This window comes from Nonomuraea fuscirosea (assembly GCF_003001935.1).
GTDB lineage: Bacteria > Actinomycetota > Actinomycetes > Streptosporangiales > Streptosporangiaceae > Nonomuraea > Nonomuraea fuscirosea.
This window is the reverse complement of sequence record NZ_PVNG01000013.1, coordinates 166,061-181,878: the sequence shown is the minus strand read 5'-3', so window position 1 is coordinate 181,878 and position 15,818 is coordinate 166,061. Positions and strand designations below refer to the sequence as shown.

The 15,818-nt window shown below is 72.3% G+C and carries 14 protein-coding genes; 10 read left to right on the top strand and 4 right to left on the bottom strand.

Annotation, left to right across the window (positions count from 1 at the left end):
• Positions 1-8: 8 nt before the first annotated feature.
• Positions 9-416: an alternative ribosome rescue aminoacyl-tRNA hydrolase ArfB gene (gene arfB, locus B0I32_RS29050; RefSeq protein ID WP_106245165.1), complete on the bottom strand. Its 408-nt coding sequence runs from the start codon at positions 414-416 to the stop codon at positions 9-11.
• A 168-nt stretch (positions 417-584) separates the two neighbouring features.
• On the opposite strand from arfB, the gene B0I32_RS29045 reads away from it, so the two are divergent.
• From B0I32_RS29045 to B0I32_RS29035, 3 genes are all read left to right on the top strand, one after another.
• Positions 585-1,412 (top strand): hypothetical protein, encoded by an 828-nt coding sequence (locus B0I32_RS29045; RefSeq protein WP_106245164.1) that lies wholly within the window; start codon positions 585-587, stop codon positions 1,410-1,412.
• A complete protein-coding gene (locus B0I32_RS29040) occupies positions 1,409-2,008 on the top strand; it encodes an HAD family hydrolase (RefSeq protein WP_106245162.1) in 600 nt (199 codons plus the stop codon). The genes B0I32_RS29045 and B0I32_RS29040 overlap by 4 nt, the downstream gene beginning before the upstream one ends.
• Positions 2,009-2,095: 87 nt before the next feature.
• Positions 2,096-3,652 carry an alkaline phosphatase D family protein gene (locus B0I32_RS29035; RefSeq protein WP_106245161.1) on the top strand — a complete coding sequence of 519 codons (1,557 nt, stop codon included), beginning with the start codon at positions 2,096-2,098 and terminating at the stop codon, positions 3,650-3,652.
• A gap of 772 nt (positions 3,653-4,424) precedes the next feature.
• On the opposite strand, the gene B0I32_RS61045 is transcribed toward B0I32_RS29035, so the two are convergent.
• Positions 4,425-6,416 carry an efflux RND transporter periplasmic adaptor subunit gene (locus B0I32_RS61045; RefSeq protein ID WP_106245160.1) on the bottom strand — a complete coding sequence of 664 codons (1,992 nt, stop codon included), beginning with the start codon at positions 6,414-6,416 and terminating at the stop codon, positions 4,425-4,427.
• Between the two features lie 196 nt (positions 6,417-6,612).
• On the opposite strand from B0I32_RS61045, the gene B0I32_RS29025 reads away from it, so the two are divergent.
• From B0I32_RS29025 to B0I32_RS29000, 6 genes are read left to right on the top strand one after another with little or no spacing between them, the layout of a single operon-like run.
• Positions 6,613-7,701 carry an efflux RND transporter periplasmic adaptor subunit gene (locus B0I32_RS29025; protein ID WP_245956097.1) on the top strand — a complete coding sequence of 363 codons (1,089 nt, stop codon included), beginning with the start codon at positions 6,613-6,615 and terminating at the stop codon, positions 7,699-7,701.
• Entirely contained in the window at positions 7,698-8,453 is a 756-nt protein-coding gene (locus B0I32_RS29020; RefSeq protein WP_106245158.1) for an ABC transporter ATP-binding protein, read from the top strand. The genes B0I32_RS29025 and B0I32_RS29020 overlap by 4 nt, the downstream gene beginning before the upstream one ends.
• Positions 8,450-9,700 (top strand): ABC transporter permease, encoded by a 1,251-nt coding sequence (locus B0I32_RS29015; RefSeq protein WP_106245157.1) that lies wholly within the window; start codon positions 8,450-8,452, stop codon positions 9,698-9,700. The genes B0I32_RS29020 and B0I32_RS29015 overlap by 4 nt, the downstream gene beginning before the upstream one ends.
• A 10-nt stretch (positions 9,701-9,710) precedes the next feature.
• Positions 9,711-10,247: a hypothetical protein gene (locus B0I32_RS29010; RefSeq protein WP_106245155.1), complete on the top strand. Its 537-nt coding sequence runs from the start codon at positions 9,711-9,713 to the stop codon at positions 10,245-10,247.
• Entirely contained in the window at positions 10,244-10,936 is a 693-nt protein-coding gene (locus tag B0I32_RS29005; RefSeq protein ID WP_106245153.1) for a response regulator transcription factor, read from the top strand. Before B0I32_RS29010 ends, B0I32_RS29005 begins: the two co-directional genes overlap by 4 nt.
• Before the next feature lie 10 nt (positions 10,937-10,946).
• On the top strand, positions 10,947-12,509 hold the full coding sequence (locus B0I32_RS29000) for a sensor histidine kinase (RefSeq protein WP_106245152.1): 1,563 nt from the start codon (positions 10,947-10,949) through the stop codon (positions 12,507-12,509).
• Between the two features lie 92 nt (positions 12,510-12,601).
• On the opposite strand, the gene B0I32_RS28995 is transcribed toward B0I32_RS29000, so the two are convergent.
• The gene (locus B0I32_RS28995; RefSeq protein ID WP_106245150.1) at positions 12,602-13,981 is read right to left on the bottom strand and encodes an FG-GAP-like repeat-containing protein; all 1,380 of its coding nucleotides are present in this window, start codon (positions 13,979-13,981) and stop codon (positions 12,602-12,604) included.
• A gap of 269 nt (positions 13,982-14,250) precedes the next feature.
• Between B0I32_RS28995 and B0I32_RS28990 the strand changes: the two genes are divergently transcribed.
• Positions 14,251-15,480: a cytochrome P450 gene (locus B0I32_RS28990; RefSeq protein ID WP_106245148.1), complete on the top strand. Its 1,230-nt coding sequence runs from the start codon at positions 14,251-14,253 to the stop codon at positions 15,478-15,480.
• Here the strand turns inward: B0I32_RS28990 and B0I32_RS28985 are convergent.
• Positions 15,468-15,683 (bottom strand): hypothetical protein, encoded by a 216-nt coding sequence (locus B0I32_RS28985; RefSeq protein WP_219912042.1) that lies wholly within the window; start codon positions 15,681-15,683, stop codon positions 15,468-15,470. The genes B0I32_RS28990 and B0I32_RS28985 overlap by 13 nt on opposite strands.
• Between the last annotated feature and the right edge of the window lie 135 nt (positions 15,684-15,818).

The following is a 15,818-nucleotide window of genomic DNA, read 5'->3' as shown; positions in this document are numbered from 1 at the left end:
CCGGGGACTCAGGGGTCGCGGCGCAGGCGCTTGACGTCGGAGCGGTGCTTCTTGGACTTGATCCGCCGCTCGACGGCGCCCCTGCTCGGCTTGGTGGCACGGCGGCGCTTGGGCGGCGGGGCCACGGCCTCGCGCAGCCGCTGCGCCAGCCGGTGCAGGGCGGCCTCCCGGTTGCGCAGCTGGGAGCGGTATTCGGAGGCGGCGATCGTGATCGTGCCGGAGCCCAGCCGCTCGATCGCCCGCGCCTTGAGCGCAGGCGTCAGCGCGGTGGTCGCGGCCACGTCGAAGGTCAGCTCCACCCGGCTGTCGGTGGTGTTGACACCCTGGCCGCCCGGACCTGAGGAGCGGGAGAAGCGCCAGACGAGCTCGACGTCGGGGATGACGATCGAGTTGTTGACGACCAGCGGGCCGGGCATGGGTGGGGCTCCTGTTCGGGAACGAGCGTTCTTCAGTGACATGTCACCGTATCGGGGCGACCTATGCCGCCCCCAGTGGTTTTCTCCCGCCGGCACCTGGTTGACGGCCGGGTGCAAGCGGCGTATGCCAAAATCGCGCGAGAAGATCACGGGGCAGGGGAGGCGCGGATGGCGGGCATCGTCGGCGTTCACGGGATCGGCAAGTACAACTATTACCTCCAGGCCGGCCGGTCCGCCACGGGCGCGGCCGAGGCGATGCGGCGCAAGTGGGACCGCTACCTGCACGCCGCGCTCGGCGGCGAGGCGCGGGCGTACTTCGCCGAGATCGCCTACTTCTCCCACCTGCTGTACGACGACGACGGCCGTGACGCGGCCGTGCCGCGCCGGGCGGCCGCCGCCATGGAGCTGCAGGCCCAGCAGGTGCTCATCGGCTGGGCGCGCAACCTCGGCGTGGGCGAGCACGTCACCGGCGTGCTGAAGTCGGCCACCGGCTGGCTGCTCAACCGGCTGGACGGCAGGTCGGCGGCGTTCGCCAAGCTGTTCGCGCCGGAGGTCGCCGCCTACCTCACCGACGCGGCCAAGCGGGAGAAGTCCCGGCAGGCGGTGGCGGAGGTGATCAGGCGGAACCGGCCCAAGGTCGTCATCGCCCACTCGCTCGGCAGCGTGGTCGCGTACGAGGCCCTGTGGGCGAACCCGGACCTCGAGGTCGACCTGCTCGTCACCCTCGGCAGCCCGCTGGGCATGCGCAACGTCGTGTTCGAACGCCTCCTGCCCGCCCCCGTCAACGGCCGCGGCGAGCGGCCCGCGGGCGTCGGCCGCTGGGTGAACATCGCCGACAAGGACGACATCGCCGCCATCCCGCCCGCGCTGGCCGCCAGCTTCACCGGCGTGGACGTCGAAGAGCTGGTGAACCTCGACTGGATCGACTTCCACACCGTGGAGAAGTACCTGGGCTGCCCGGCGCTCGACCCGCATCTGCGACCATTCGTGGCATGACGTGGATTGTCTTCGACTACGGCGGTGTCCTGTCCCTGCCCCAGCCCGAGTCCGACGCCGACGCCATGGCGCGGGCCGTGGGAGCCGAGCCCGGCCCGTTCAAGCTCCGCTACTGGGAGCACCGCCTGGAGTTCGACCGGGGCGGCCTCAGCCCGCACGCCTACTGGTCGGCCGTCCTGGACAGACCCGCCACCACGACCGAGGTCGCCCGGCTGGTCGCCAGAGACGTGGCGAGCTGGGCCTACCCCGACGAGGGCACGGTCGCCCTGCTCGACGACCTGCTCACGGCGGGCCGCGACGTGGCGCTGCTGTCCAACGCGCCCGTCTGCGTCGGTGACGGCCTCGACGAGCTGCCCTGGATCGCCGCGATCGGGCACCGCTTCTACAGCGGCAGGATGGGGCTGGTCAAGCCCGACCGGGCCATCTACGACCACCTGGCCGCCGCGCTCGGCGCCGACCCCGCCGAGATCGTCTTCATCGACGACCGGGAGGAGAACGTCGAGGGGGCGCGGCTGGCGGGCATGACCGGCGTGCACTTCACCGACGCCACCGCGCTGCGCGCCGCCCTCCCGGACGTCCCCGGTCCCGTCCACTGACCGCACGTTCGACCGTACCGATGCTGTTCACCCGCGCTTGACTCCGCTGTCACGGCGGAGTCAGCGCGGGCGGCGATACCTGATGACGTGGACCGCAGAGCCTTCCTGACAGCGGCGACAGCCGGCCTCCTCCTCCCGCAGCCCGCCGCCCCGGCGGCGGCCTCCTCGTCCAGAGCGCTCAGAGCCGACCCGTTCACGCTCGGCGTGGCCTCGGGCGACCCCTCGGCCGACGGCTTCGTGCTGTGGACCAGGCTCGCCACCGACCCGATGAGCGGGGACGGCCGCGGCGGCATGCCCTCCCGCGACGTGGCGGTGGACTGGCAGGTCGCCACGGACGAGCGCTTCTCCAAGATCGTCGAATCCGGTACGGCCACCGCCAGGGCGCGCGCCGCCCACAGCGTGCACGTGGAGCTGAAGGGGCTGCGGCCGGGGCGCGACTACTTCTACCGGTTCAGGAGCCAGGGCCGCCTCTCACCGGCCGGCCGCACCCGGACGACGCCGGCGGGGGAGACGCCGCTCACGTTCGCCGTGGCCGCGTGCGCGCACTACGAGCACGGCTACTACACCGCCTACCGCCGCCTGGCCGAGCAGGAGCCCGACCTGGTGGTCTTCCTCGGCGACTACATGTACGAGTACGGCCCCAGCGGCTACACCGCCCTGGCCGGCCGCGTCCGCACCCACACGCCGGGCAAGTGCCGCACGCTCGCCGGCTACCGGCTGCGGCACGCCCAGTACAAGAGCGACCCCGACCTGCAGGCCGCGCACGCGGTGGCGCCGTGGCTGGTGTCGTTCGACGACCACGAGGTGGAGAACAACTGGGCAGGCCCCGTCTCCAGCACCGGCGCGGCGGGGTTCGAGCAGCGCCGGGCGCAGGCGTTCCGCGCGTACTACGAGAACATGCCGCTGCGCGGGGGCAGCCTCCAAGGGGCGGTGCTGCGCGTGAACCGGCGCGTCTCCTGGGGCACGCTGGCCCGCTTCCACCTGCTCGACACCCGGCAGTTCCGCGACGACCAGGCGTGCCTCGACGGCGTGCGGGCGGGCTGCGACGAACGCCTCTCCGACCGGCGCACGCTCCTCGGCGCCGACCAGTGGCGCTGGCTGGAGAGCGGCCTGAACGGCTCCACCACCCGCTGGAACCTGCTCGGCCAGCAGATCCTGATGGCACAGCGCGACTTCAAGGTCGGGCCGGGGCGCGAGGTGAACCTCGACTCCTGGGACGGCTACGCGGCCGAGCGCACCCGGCTGCTCGGCTCGCTCTCGCGTACCCCGAACCCGGTGGTGCTGACCGGGGACGCGCACATGCACCACCTGGCGGAACTCAAGACCGACTTCGACGACCCCGGCTCGCCGGTGGTGGCCAGGGAACTGGTGGCGTCGTCGATCGCCAGCGACGGGGACGGGTACCGGGACCGCACGTGGATCGCGGAGGCCCTCCAGGAGAACCCACACATCTCGTACATCGACCAGCGGCGGGGGTATCTGATGGCGCGGCTGACCAGGGACGAGCTGTCGGTGGACTTCCGAACCCTGGACTACATCTCCCGCAAGGGCGCCCCCGCCAAGACCTCCCACCGCATCACCATCCCGTCCGCCAGCGCCACCACGGCCGCAGCCGCCCACGCCGCCCCACCCCGCACCGACTGAAATCCCACCCGCCCGTCGGGTCGCCCGCGTGCTGCGTGCGGGTCTCCTGTGTGTCCGGCCGCCCTACCTCCGCACGGGGCGCGCGCCCGCGCTCCACGCCTGCGCCGCGTGCCGGGTCTCCCGCGCGCCGAGTCTGCGCGCGGTCTCCGTGCTCGGCCCTACCTCCCGCACGTCTGCGCGCCTCACGTCTGCGCTGGGTGCCTGCGCCGCGTGCTGGGTCTCCCGCGCGCCGAGCCCTGTGCGCAGGTCGGCGCTACCTGCCGCACGTCTGTGCCTCACGCCTGCGCTGCACGCCTGACTGCACGCCCGGGCTGCGTGCCTGCGCTCCACGCGCGCGGTGGACTCCTGCGCTGCGTGCTGCGTCGCCCGCGCGTCGAGCTTGCGTGCGGGTCTCCGTGTCCGGCCGCCCTACCTGCCGCACGCCTGCGCCGCGCGCCCGCAGTGCACGCCTCCGTCTCACGCCCGCGCTCCACGCCCATCCCTGCGTTCGTCCGCACGCCCGGCTGGGTCTTGGCCGGGCGGGTGGTCTTGGGGTGGCTGAATGTCGGCTGGGAGGAAGCTGAGGGTTTGCTCAACCGCTTCGGGCCCTCCGAGGTTCTTCGGCGGTCCTTGGCGGGTCCTTCGAGGGCGGTAAGCGGATCGTCTGAGGCACTTCGGGGGCTTTGGTGGGTGTGGTGGGACCCGGCCGGACTCCGGATGGCAGGTGGTTGGAGTCCGGCCGGGTCGGTGACCGGGCCGGGCGGGCGGGTGGTTGCCGTCCGGGCCGGTCGGCTCAGGTGCCGGGCCAGTTTCCCTCCGGGAACTCGCCCGACGTGCCATCCGACAGGACCACCTGGTCGCTTTCGACCAGGCCCGAGACGACCTCCACGTACTGGTCGCCGCGCACCCCGGTCCGCACCACCTTGGCCGTGTCCTGATCGCCGGATCGTACGGTGACCACCTGTGTGCCGTCGGAGCGGCTGCGTACCGCTGCGGCGGGGACGTAGATCGTGTCGCTGGCCTGGTCCGTCGTGATCGTCACCGACGTGGTCTGACCGAGCATGAGCCCGGTCGGCGGGTCGTCGAAGGCGACCGTCACCGGGTAGCGGACGAGCCGGCCGTCGACGGTCGCGGTGGGCGCGATGGCCGTGACCGTCCCCTCGTGGCGTTCGTCGCCGCGCGTGGCCAGCGTGACCACGGCCTTCTGGCCGAGTTTGAGCCGGCCCACGTCGGATTCGGTGACCATGGCCTGGACCTGCAGCTCGTCGAGGTCGCCGAGGCTGATGAAGGTGCCGGTGCCCGCTCTGTCTCCGGTCCCGCCCGCGACCGAGAGGACTGTGCCGGCTGCCGGGGCCACGATTCTGGTCGCCCGTACGGCGTCGGCCGCCTGCTGGAGGGCGGCCTCGGCGCGCTCCACCTCCACCGCGGCCTGCTCCTCGCTCAGGCCGCCCTTGGCCTGCGACCCCGCGCTCCCCTCAGCACCGGTGGTGTCGGCATACGTGGCACCGGTCCCCGTGCTGCCTGTCCCCGTGGTGCCGGTTCCAGCAGCACCGGTTCCTGTGGTCCTGGTCTCTGTGTCACCTGTGCCAGTGTCACCTGTGCCTGTGGTGCCCGCGGCCTTGGTGGTGCCCGCAGCGCCCGTGCCGCCGCACGAACCCTGGGAGGGGTGGCCGGAGCCGGTCGATGGCTTGCCGCCGCGTGTGGGTTTGCCGGTCGCCGATGGCTTCGTGCCGCCCGTGGGTTTGCCGGTGGCCGTGGGCTTCTTGGTGGACGGCTTGGCGCTGGTGGGCGGCCCAGCAGGGGGTCCGGTGGGGGTTGTGGTGGCGGGCCGGTCGGGTGGGGCGGCGGTCATGGAGGGGTGGCTTCCTGGGTGCTCGGTGCCGCCGTCCGAGGAGCCACCGGTCGGCCTGGTGGTGACGGTCGCGGTCACCGTTGCTGTGGCTGTGGCCGTGACGGTCTCGGTCACGGTGACCGTCACCGTGGGCCGGGGCTCGGGTTCCGTGGGGTCCGGCGTCGGCGTAGGTGTCGGCTTGGGCGTCGGGTGCGGGCTCCTGCCTCGTGCCGGGCCCGCCCCAGGATCCGCCTTCGCGCCGTACGGCTCCTCGGGTCCGTAACCCCCGCCGGCGCCCCGCGCGGTGCCCGCCGCCACGTCAACCGGGCCGTTCCCGGTCACGTCCACCGGCCCGTCTGCGGGCCCGTTCACCGCACGGTCTGCTGAGCCGTTCGTCGGGACGGACGTCGTCGAGCCGCCGGACGGAGCGGGCGTCGCGCCGGTGGGGACCGGTGTCGTGCCGGTGGGAATCGGGGTAGCGCCGGTGGGGACGGGCGTCGCACGGCCCGTGCTCGCGGGCGTCGTCGCGTTCTTCCCGGGACCGGCCGTGGGCACGCAGGTGGCGGGAGTCCTGTCACCGCCACCAGTCGTGGGGGCCGCCGCGGCCTCGTCCCTGGCTTCCTCGGCCGCCGCCAGGTCGGCCTTGGCCGCCGTGTACGCCTCCCTGGCCGCCCGCCCGTCGATCCTGGCCAGCACCTGGCCCTTCTTCACCTTGGCCCCGACCTTGACGGACACCTTCGTCAGCGTCCCCGAAGAGCCGAACGCCAGCTCCCTGCGCGAGCCGTCCACGGTGTCACCCGCCGCGCTCACCGCGGCCGTGACCTGCCCGCGCTGGGCGGCGGCCAGCCGTACCCGGACGGCGGGCGGAGTGTCGTCGCGCAGGGCCAGCGCCAGGCCGGACCCGGCCACGAGCACGGCGAGGGCGAGCCCGCCCAGCGCGAAAGTCCGTCTCATGAGGGGCCATCCTGACCCAGCAGGATCGCGCTGAGCTGTCAGCACCCTCAGAGTCTCCTGAGTGCCCGCGCGGGACGCCGGCTTGTCAGCGAACGTTCAGGCTGCTCGCGGCTGCGGCGCAGCATCGTGTGCAAGGGTCACCGCCGTGAAGGTGTCGATCAGGCGCAGAGCGCTGATTACCAACGGAGTGCTCACGGTGCTCCTTCTGGGCGGCGCCGGGCTCGCCTACTCCCAGCTCGGCACGGGCCAGGCGTCGGGGGAGAGCGCCGTGCGGACGGTGACCGCCTCCCGCGGCTCGGTGACCGCGTCGGTGTCCGCCTCGGGCGCGGTCGAGAGCTCCCGGTCCAGGGCGCTCTCGTTCGGTACGAACGGAACAGTGGCGAAGATCTACGTCAAGCCCGGGGACAAGGTGGCCAAGGGCGACCTGCTCGCCAAGCTGGACGACACCGCCGCCCAGGAGAGCCTATCGGCGGCCAAGGCCGCGTACGACAGCGCCCTCGACGACGGGACGGACACGGCCCGGCTCTACGCCGCCTTCGTCAAGGCCCGCAACGCCTACCGGGAGGCGCGACGCACGGTCGCGGCCACCGTGCTGAAGGCGCCGTTCAAGGGCACGATCACGGCGGTGAACGGCTCGGTCGGCGGCACGAGCACAGGCTCCGGCGACGGCTCGGGATCAAGCTCAGGTTCGGGGGCCGGCTCCGGGTCGGGTGGCGCGACGTCGGGCGGTACGACGTCCGCCGGCTTCGTCGAGCTGGCCGACACCACCAAACTGCGGCTCGTGGGCACCTTCACCGAGTCGGACGTCGGCCGGCTCAAGCAGGGCCAGGAGGCCACGATCACGTTCGACGCGCTGCCCGGCGTGACGGCCGCCGGCAAGGTCACCCAGATCCAGCCGGTCGCCTCGACCAGCGACAACGTGGTCCGCTACCCGGTCACGGTCACCTTCGGCGAGGTCCCCGGCCAGGTCAGGCTGGGCCAGACGGCCACCGTCGAGGTCGTGGTGGGCCGGGCCGACGACGTCGTCACCGTCCCCTCGACGGCGCTGTCCACCAGCGGCGGCCGCAGCACCGTCACCGTGCTCCGCGACGGCCGCCAGAGCAGGGTCCCGGTCGAGGTCGGCGTGCGGGGGAGCACGCTGACGGAGATCGAGTCCGGCGTGTCGGAAGGCGATCTGATCGTGCCCCCGGCGCCCGCGAACGGCACGACGGGCGGCCAGCGCCAGTTCGGCGGCGGGGGCGGCTTCCCCGGTGGCGGCGGCGTGCCGGGCGGAGGCAGGCGATGACCGTCCAGGAGGAGAGCCCCGCGCCCGTGCTGCGCGTACGCGACCTCGTCAAGGAGTACGGCGAGGGCGACGCCCGGGTACGCGCCCTGCGCGGCGTCAGCCTGGACGTCGAGCGGGGCGACTACGTGGCCGTCATGGGCGCGTCCGGCTCGGGCAAGTCCACGCTGATGAACATCCTCGGCTGCCTCGACGTCCCGACCTCGGGCACGTACCTCATCGACGGCGCCGACGCCGGCCGTCTCGACGAGCACCAGCTCGCCGTCCTGCGCAACCGCAGGGTCGGCTTCGTCTTCCAGTCGTTCAACCTGATCCCGCGCATGAGCGCGCTCGCCAACGTCGAACTGCCTCTCGTGTACGGCGGCATCCCCCAGGCCGCCCGGCGCGAACGGGCCCTGGCCGCGCTGGAGCAGGTCGGCCTGACCGACCGCGTGCACCACGAGCCGAACCAGCTCTCCGGCGGCCAGCAGCAGCGCGTCGCCGTGGCCAGGGCGCTGGTCACCGCCCCCGCGCTGCTGCTGGCCGACGAGCCGACCGGCAACCTCGACACCGCCTCCACCGGCGACGTCCTGGAGATCATGGACCGGCTCAGCGCGTCCGGCCGCACGATCGTGCTGATCACGCACGAGGACGACGTGGCCGCGCACGCCAAGCGGGTGATCAGGCTGGTGGACGGCGAGGTCGTCGAGGACCGCAGGCAGGCGCCGGTGGACGGCCCGCCGCCGCGGCTGCCCCAGGGCGAGGACGCCGCGTGAACCGGATCGAGATCCTCCGCTTCGCCCTGCGCGGCCTGCTGGCCAACAAGCTGCGCAGCGCGCTGACCACGCTCGGCATCCTCATCGGGGTGGCCGCGGTCATCATGCTGGTCGCCGTCGGAGAGGGCTCCTCGCGCAGCATCCAGCAGAACATCCAGCGCCTCGGCGCGAACACGCTCACGATCTCCCCGTCCTTCTCGGGCGGCGGGGGTGGTGGCGTACGCGGTCCGTCGGGCGGCGGCGGGAACACCGGGCCGCGTACCCAGGCCAGGCAGCTCAGCCTGGCCGACGCCAAGGCGCTGACGGACCGGACGCTCGCCCCGTCCGTCAAAAGCGTCTCGCCGATCGTCAACGCCCCCTCCGCCACCGCCGCGTACGGCGCCGCCAGTCACACGATCGCGCACTTCGTCGGCACCTACCCCAGCTACTTCGAGGCCGTGAACAAGCCCGTGTCCGAGGGCACGTACTTCTTCAACGACGACGTCCTGGCCGCCAGGAAGGTCGTGGTGCTCGGCCGGACCGTGGCCGGGGAGCTGTTCGGCGACGCCGACCCGATCGGGCGGCGGATCAGCGTGTCCGGGGTGCCGTTCACGGTGGTCGGCGTGCTGAAGGCGTCGGGCTCCACCGGCATGCAGGACGCCGACGACGTGGCCGTCGCGCCGCTGCCGGCCGTGCAGCAGAGCCTGAGCGGGTTCGGCCCGCTCGGCCAGATCGTCGTGCAGGCCACCGGGGCGGGCACCACCACGACGGCCCAGGCCGAGGTCACGGCTATCCTCAACCAACGACACGGCATCACGAACGACAATCCCGACTACCGCATACTCAACCAGGCCACGTTGCAGGAGACCGTCAGTGAGGCGACCGGCACCTTCACCGTGCTGCTCGGCGCCGTCGCCGCGATCTCGTTGCTGGTCGGCGGCATCGGCATCACGAACATCATGCTCGTGACGGTCACCGAGCGCACGCGCGAGATCGGCATCCGCAAGGCCATCGGGGCGCCCAGGAGCGCGATCCTGGGCCAGTTCCTGATGGAGGCCACGTTGCTGAGCCTGGTGGGCGGGCTGTCCGGGGTGCTGGTGGCGTTCGTGGGGACCAGGTTCAGCGTGGCCGGCATCGAGCCGGTCCTCGTGCCGTCGTCGGTCGTGCTGGCGCTGGGCGTCTCCCTGGCGATCGGGCTGTTCTTCGGCAGTTATCCCGCCAACAGGGCGGCCAAGCTCAGGCCGATCCAGGCCTTGCGCGACGAGTAAGGAGAAGGACATGTCCCACCTGGACTCCTCGCCGTTCCCCGGCGACCTGCGGGAGGAGCTGGCCGTCCGGCCCGTCAGGGGCCCGTCGAAGCTGACGATGACGCTGGGCGCGGGCGTGGTGCTGGTGGCCGGGATCCTCGTCGGCATCCAGGCGCAGAACCTGTTCGGCTCCGCCGGCGCCGCCGCCCAGCTGGGCGCGCAGCAGCGCTTCGGCGGCCAGCCCGGCGCCGCCCGCCAGCCGGACGCGAGCCGTCAGCCCGGCGGACGGCAGCGCATGGGCGGTGGCGGGGGAGGAACAGCCGGCACCGTGGAGAAGGTCGAGGGCGGCAACGTCTACGTCAGGACCACGGACGGCGCCACCGTCACGGTGAACACCACCGATCAGACCACGGTGCGGATCTCCCGCCCGGCCAAGGTCGCCGACCTGCGGAAGGGCAGCACGATCGTGGTACGCGGCCAGCAGGGCGCCGACGGAGCGGTCACCGCCGACTCGATCAGCGAGGGCGGTCAGGGCTTCCAGCGCCCCCAGGGAGGAGGCCCGCGATGAACGCACCCGAGGCCAGGCTGCTGGTGGTCGACGACGAGCCCAACATCAGGGAGCTGTTCTCGGCCAGCCTGCGCATGGCCGGGTTCGAGGTGCTGACCGCGGCCGACGGCAAGGAGGCGCTGCGGGTGGCCGAGGAGAGCTCGCCCGACCTGGTGATGCTCGACGTGATGCTCCCCGACCTCGACGGCCTGACGGTGGCCGGCCGGCTGCACTCGCGCGGCCGGCGGGTCCCGGTGCTGTTCGTGACCGCCAAGGACACGCCCGAGGACAGGATCGCCGGGCTGGGCCTCGGCGAGGACTACGTGACCAAGCCGTTCAGCCTGGAGGAGGTCATCGCCAGGATCAGGGCCGTGCTGCGCAGGACCCGGCGCGGCACGCCGCCGCCGAACCGGATCCGGGTCGCCGACCTGGAGCTGGACGAGGAGAGCCACGAGGTCTGGCGAGACGGCGTGCCCGTTCGGCTGTCGCCGACGGAGTTCAGGCTGCTGCGGTACTTCATGCTCAACACCGGCCGGGTCCTGTCGAAGACGCAGATCCTCGACCACGTCTGGAACGGCGACTGGCGCACCGACGTCGGGCTCGTGGAGTCGTACGTGTCCTACCTGCGCCGCAAGGTCGACACCGGCGAGCGCAAGTACCTGCACACGCTGCGCGGGGTCGGCTACATCCTGCGCCCGCCCCGCATATGACCGCCCGCATATGACCGCGCCCAAGAAGCCGCCGCTCCCGCCGCGTCCCGGGAAGAAGCCGCACGCGCGGTCCGGGAAGAAGCCGCGCCCGTACGCGCGGCTCAGGAAGCAGCTGGCCAGGGCGCCGCTCTGGCTGCGCCTGGTGTCGGCGACCCTCCTGCTGGTCACCCTCGCCATCACGCTGACCGGCCTGTTCGCCGTACGACTGCTGCGCAGCTACCTCGTCGAGCGCGTCGACCAGCAGCTCCGCGTGGCCGCGCTGCCGCGAGACCCGCCCCCGCCGGCCGAACCGCGTCCCGACGGGCGCACTCAGCGCTTCTTCGGCCTGTTCCACGGCGTCGTGCTCAGCCCGGGCGGTGATCTGGTCCGGATCATCAGCGAGTCCACCGAGACGAACACCCCCGACCTGCCCCGGCTCACCGCCGCCGACGTGATCGCCATGCGAGGGCGCCCCTTCACGGTGGAGTCGCGTTACGCGGACGGCCCCAGCTGGCGGGTCGTCGCCGTGCCGACGCGCGGCGGTCTGACCCGGATGACCGCCATCAGCCTCGGCGACGTGGACGCCACCGTCTCCCAGCTCTTCGTCATCGTGGCCGCGGCCGGTGGGGGCACGCTGGTCGTGCTCGGGTTCGCCTGCTTCTGGCTGGTACGCAGGAGCCTGCGCCCGCTGGGCGAGATCGCGCGTACCGCGAAGGACATCGCCGGCGGCGACCTGTCGCGCCGCGTGCCGATGTGGGCCGGCACCACGGAGGTCGGCAAGCTCGGCCGCTCGCTCAACGCCATGCTGGCCCAGATCGAGGTGGCGGTGCGCGAGCGGGAGGAGGCCGCCGAGTCGGCGCGCGAGTCCGCCACCGCCGCCCGGCGCTCCGAGGAGGTGATGCGCCGCTTCATGGCCGACGCCTCGCACGAGCTGCGCACGCCGCTGACCTCGATCAGGGGGTTCGCCGAGCTGTTCCGGCTGGGGGAGGAGAAGGAACTCGCCGAGGCGGTACGGCTGCTCAGCCGCATCGAGGGGCAGGCGGCGCGGATGGGGCTGCTGGTGGAGGACATGCTGCTGCTGGCCCGGCTCGACCAGCGACGCGAGCTGGCGACCCGGCCCGTGGACCTGCTCAGCCTGGCCGCCACCGCCGTGATCGACGCCCAGACGCTCGCCCCCGACCGGAGGATCGAGCTGGTCCGGCTCTTCGGCGGCGAAGGCGACGTCGTCGTGACCGGCGACGAGCCACGCCTGGCCCAGGTGATCAACAACCTCGTCGCCAACGCGCTCACCCACACCCCGCCCGGCACCGCGTTCCAGGTGCGCGTGGGCGTGGACGGCGACCGGGCCGTGGTGGAGGTGGCCGACGAGGGGCCCGGGTTCGCGGAGGAGGTGGCGGAGCGGGTGTTCGAACGCTTCTACCGCGCGGACCCGGCGCGGGCGGCGGGCGGGGCGGGGCTGGGGCTGTCGATCGCGGCCACGCTGGTGGAGGCACACGGCGGTATCGTCGTCGCCGAGAGCGAACCGGGCAAGGGCGCCCTCTTTCGGATCATCCTTCCGGCACGTGACGGCGAACCTCGGCCGAAGGGCGCGTGACGGCGACCTCAGCCGAAGGGCGTGTTATGGCGAACCTCAGCCGCAAGGCTCGTGACGGTGAGCCTCAGCCGAAGGGCTTGTGGCGGCGGGCCTCAGCCGAAGGCGTAGCCGTACAGGCCGGTGCCCTCGCTGAGCGGGCGCACCTTGCCCAGTTCCAGCCCTGACCGGCGCCGCCCGGGGGCGTACATGACGAGCCCCTGATCCGGCGCCGCCACCACCAGCCCGTCGAGCGCGGGCCTCCCGGCCGTCAACGACCGGTACCGCCAGCCTCCCGGCAGGGCGGTCACCTGGGCGCCGAAGTCGCGTCCTTCGCCCTTCACCAGCAGGTTCCCCGCCCGCGTCAGCCCACCCGAAGACCGCCCGGCCAGCACCTGGACGGCCTTCTCGCCCGGCACGCCGACGGCCAGCTCGTCGTTGCCGTCGCCGTTGAAGTCCCCGGCGGCCAGCGACGCCCCGAACCGGTCGTAGTAGCGAGGTTTCCCGTCGAGCGAGTTCTGCGACCACGCCTGGGTCCTGTCGGTCCTGAGCCCGCCGGACGAGCCGTACAGCACGTCCACCGTGCCGTCGCCGTAGTCCATGGCCCGCTGGTTGGCGCTCAGTCCCTCGCCGGGCACGCCGATGGCCAGGTCGTCGTCGCCGTCGCCGTTGAAGTCCCCGGTCGCGAGGGCGGCCCCGAAGCCGTCCCACTTCTCGGCGGCGCCCTTGATCCCCGGCGTGCTCTGCGTCAGCAGCCGCGCCCGCCGCCCGCGCACGTCGATCACGGTGACCGAGCCCTGCCCGTCCGCCGTCACGCTGTCCGCCGGCGCCCCGACCACCAGCTCGTCCCGTCCGTCGCCGTCGAAGTCACCGGTCGCCAGCGACGCGCCCCACTGGTCGGTGACGGCCGCCGCCTGCCGTACCCACGACGTCTTCTGCGTGATCTGGTACGGCCCGCGCCCCTTCATCCAGTACACGGTCACCGCCCCGCCCGGCCGGTGGCTCGGCGCACCCACGACCAGCTCGTCCCTGCCGTCCCCGTCGAGGTCGCCCGCCGCCAGCGCGGCCCCGAACCGGTCGCTGGACGGCTTCGCCAGGGCCAGCTCCGCACCGGCCACGAGCCCGTCCGGAGAGCCCTTGAAGATCTGCACGACCCCGTTGCCGTCGCCGCCCGGCACCCGCTCGCCTGCGAACTCCTCCGACACCCCCACCGCCAGGTCGGCGCACCTGTCGCCGTCGAAGTCCCCGACGGCCAGCGCGGACCCGAACGCGTCACCCGGCTCGGCGCCGTCCTGGGTGAGCTTCACCTTCGCGCCGGAGCCGTACATGACGGTGACCGAACCGGCTCTGGCGGAGTCGTACGGGGCGGCCACGGCGAGGTCGGGCCGGCCGTCGCCGTCGAAGTCGAGCGGATGGCCGCCGCACGCGCGGGTGGCGGCCGGGGAGACACCTGAGGCGAGCGGAAGAACCAGACAGGCGACGAGCAAAGCATTCATACCGGAAGTAATGACCAACCAGCTCGAACCCCACCTGAACAGCACGAGAACGGCCCAAGAGGCCAGGATGCACATCCCACTCGCCGGCATCCAGACCGAACTCCACCCCCGTTCCCAAGGCCCAGCGTTCCTGCTCCCGGGGCCCGCGCGCCGCCACATCCGAGCGCCGCGCTCCTTGGTCAACTCAACCGGGTGACGGCCGGCACTTCTGGCCCGGTCGCCCGGTTCTGCGGGCCTTTCGAAGGGCGGGAACGTGCCAGGATAGACGGGTGGACATCGACCTCGCGGATCTGAACTTCTGGCGGAAGAGCCTCAAGGAGCGTAATGAGGCTTTCGCCCAGCTTCGGCAGTTGGAGCATCCGGTGTTCTTCCCGGAGAAGAAGGTGCCGTTCCTCCGTTCCGGCAAGGGCTTCTACGCCCTCGTCCGGCACGCGGACGTGATCGAGGCCAGCCGCAACGCCAAAATCTTCTCCAGCGAGCCCGCCGTCACCAACCCCGAGCCGCCCGGCTGGGTGAAGCAGGTGTTCGGCGAGTCGATGGTCAACATGGACGACCCCCGCCACGCCCGCCTGCGCCGCATCGTCACCCGCTCCTTCAGCCCCAAGATGCTGGCCGGCCTGCAGAGCGACATCGAGACGGCGTGCGCGCGCATCGTCGACGACGCCGTCAAGGAGGGGCCGGGCGACTTCGTCACGCAGGTGGCGGCCAGGCTGCCGATCCACGTCATCTGCGACATGCTCGACATCCCGCAGGAGCTGCGCGAGCAGGTGCACAAGCATGTCGACATCTCCACCGCCTACACCGGCGTGCGCCCCAGCCTGGCCCGCAGCGTGCAGATGGCCGGCCAGAACATGCTGGCCCTGCTCGCCCTGCAGCGCATGGTCATCAAGCTCGGCCACGAACGCATCGCCGAGCCCAAGGGCGACCTGGTCTCGCTGCTGGTCAACGCCAACCCCGACGGGGAGAAGCTGACCGACAAGGAGCTCGGCTCGTTCTTCGCGCTGCTGCTGGTCGCGGGCAACGAGACGGCCAGGAACACGATGGCGCACGGCATCAGGCTGCTCACCGAGAACCCGGCGCAGCGCGAGCTGCTCATGAGCGACTTCGACGCCCACATCAACAACACCATCGAGGAGATGGTCCGCTACGTGTCGCCCATCATGCAGTTCAGGCGCACGGTCACCGAGGACTACTCGCTACGCGGGCTGGAGCTGAAGAAGGGCGACAAGGTCGTGCTCTTCTACGGCTCCGCCAACCGGGACGAGTCGGTCTTCCCCGACCCCGACACGTTCGACATCACCCGCGAGACCAAGCCTCACGTCGGTTTCGGCGGCCCCGGGCCGCACTTCTGCCTCGGCGCCAACCTGGCCAGGCAGGAGATGCGCACGATGTTCCGCGAACTGCTCACCCGCCTGCCGGGCATCCGCTCGGTGGGCGAGCCCGAACTCCTGCTGTCCAACTTCGACAACAGCGTCCGCAGCCAGTCCTACACCTTCTGACCCCGCCCCCCGGGGGCGTCGGGACCGCCGAGCCGGGTCCGGTTGTGGCCGGGGTCGATGAGCAGCTTGGTGTGGCCGTCGCCCGCGTGGCGGGTGGCGTAACTGCGCATCAGCTGGTTGAGCGCGGCGTTCGCGAAGAGCGGATCGAACCTGCGCCCGGCGAGGCGTTCCCGCAGCGCCGCCGGCTGTTCTGGGCTGGTCATCTCCAGCGTTTCTGCCTCGACGCCGTCGTCCCAGGCCGGGGCGCCCTGACGGGTCGTCGCGATGCCCCGCCAGCCACGTCGGGCTTGCGTCTAGAAAACGTGACACGCGACACTACGAGAACGCGCCGGGGCCTG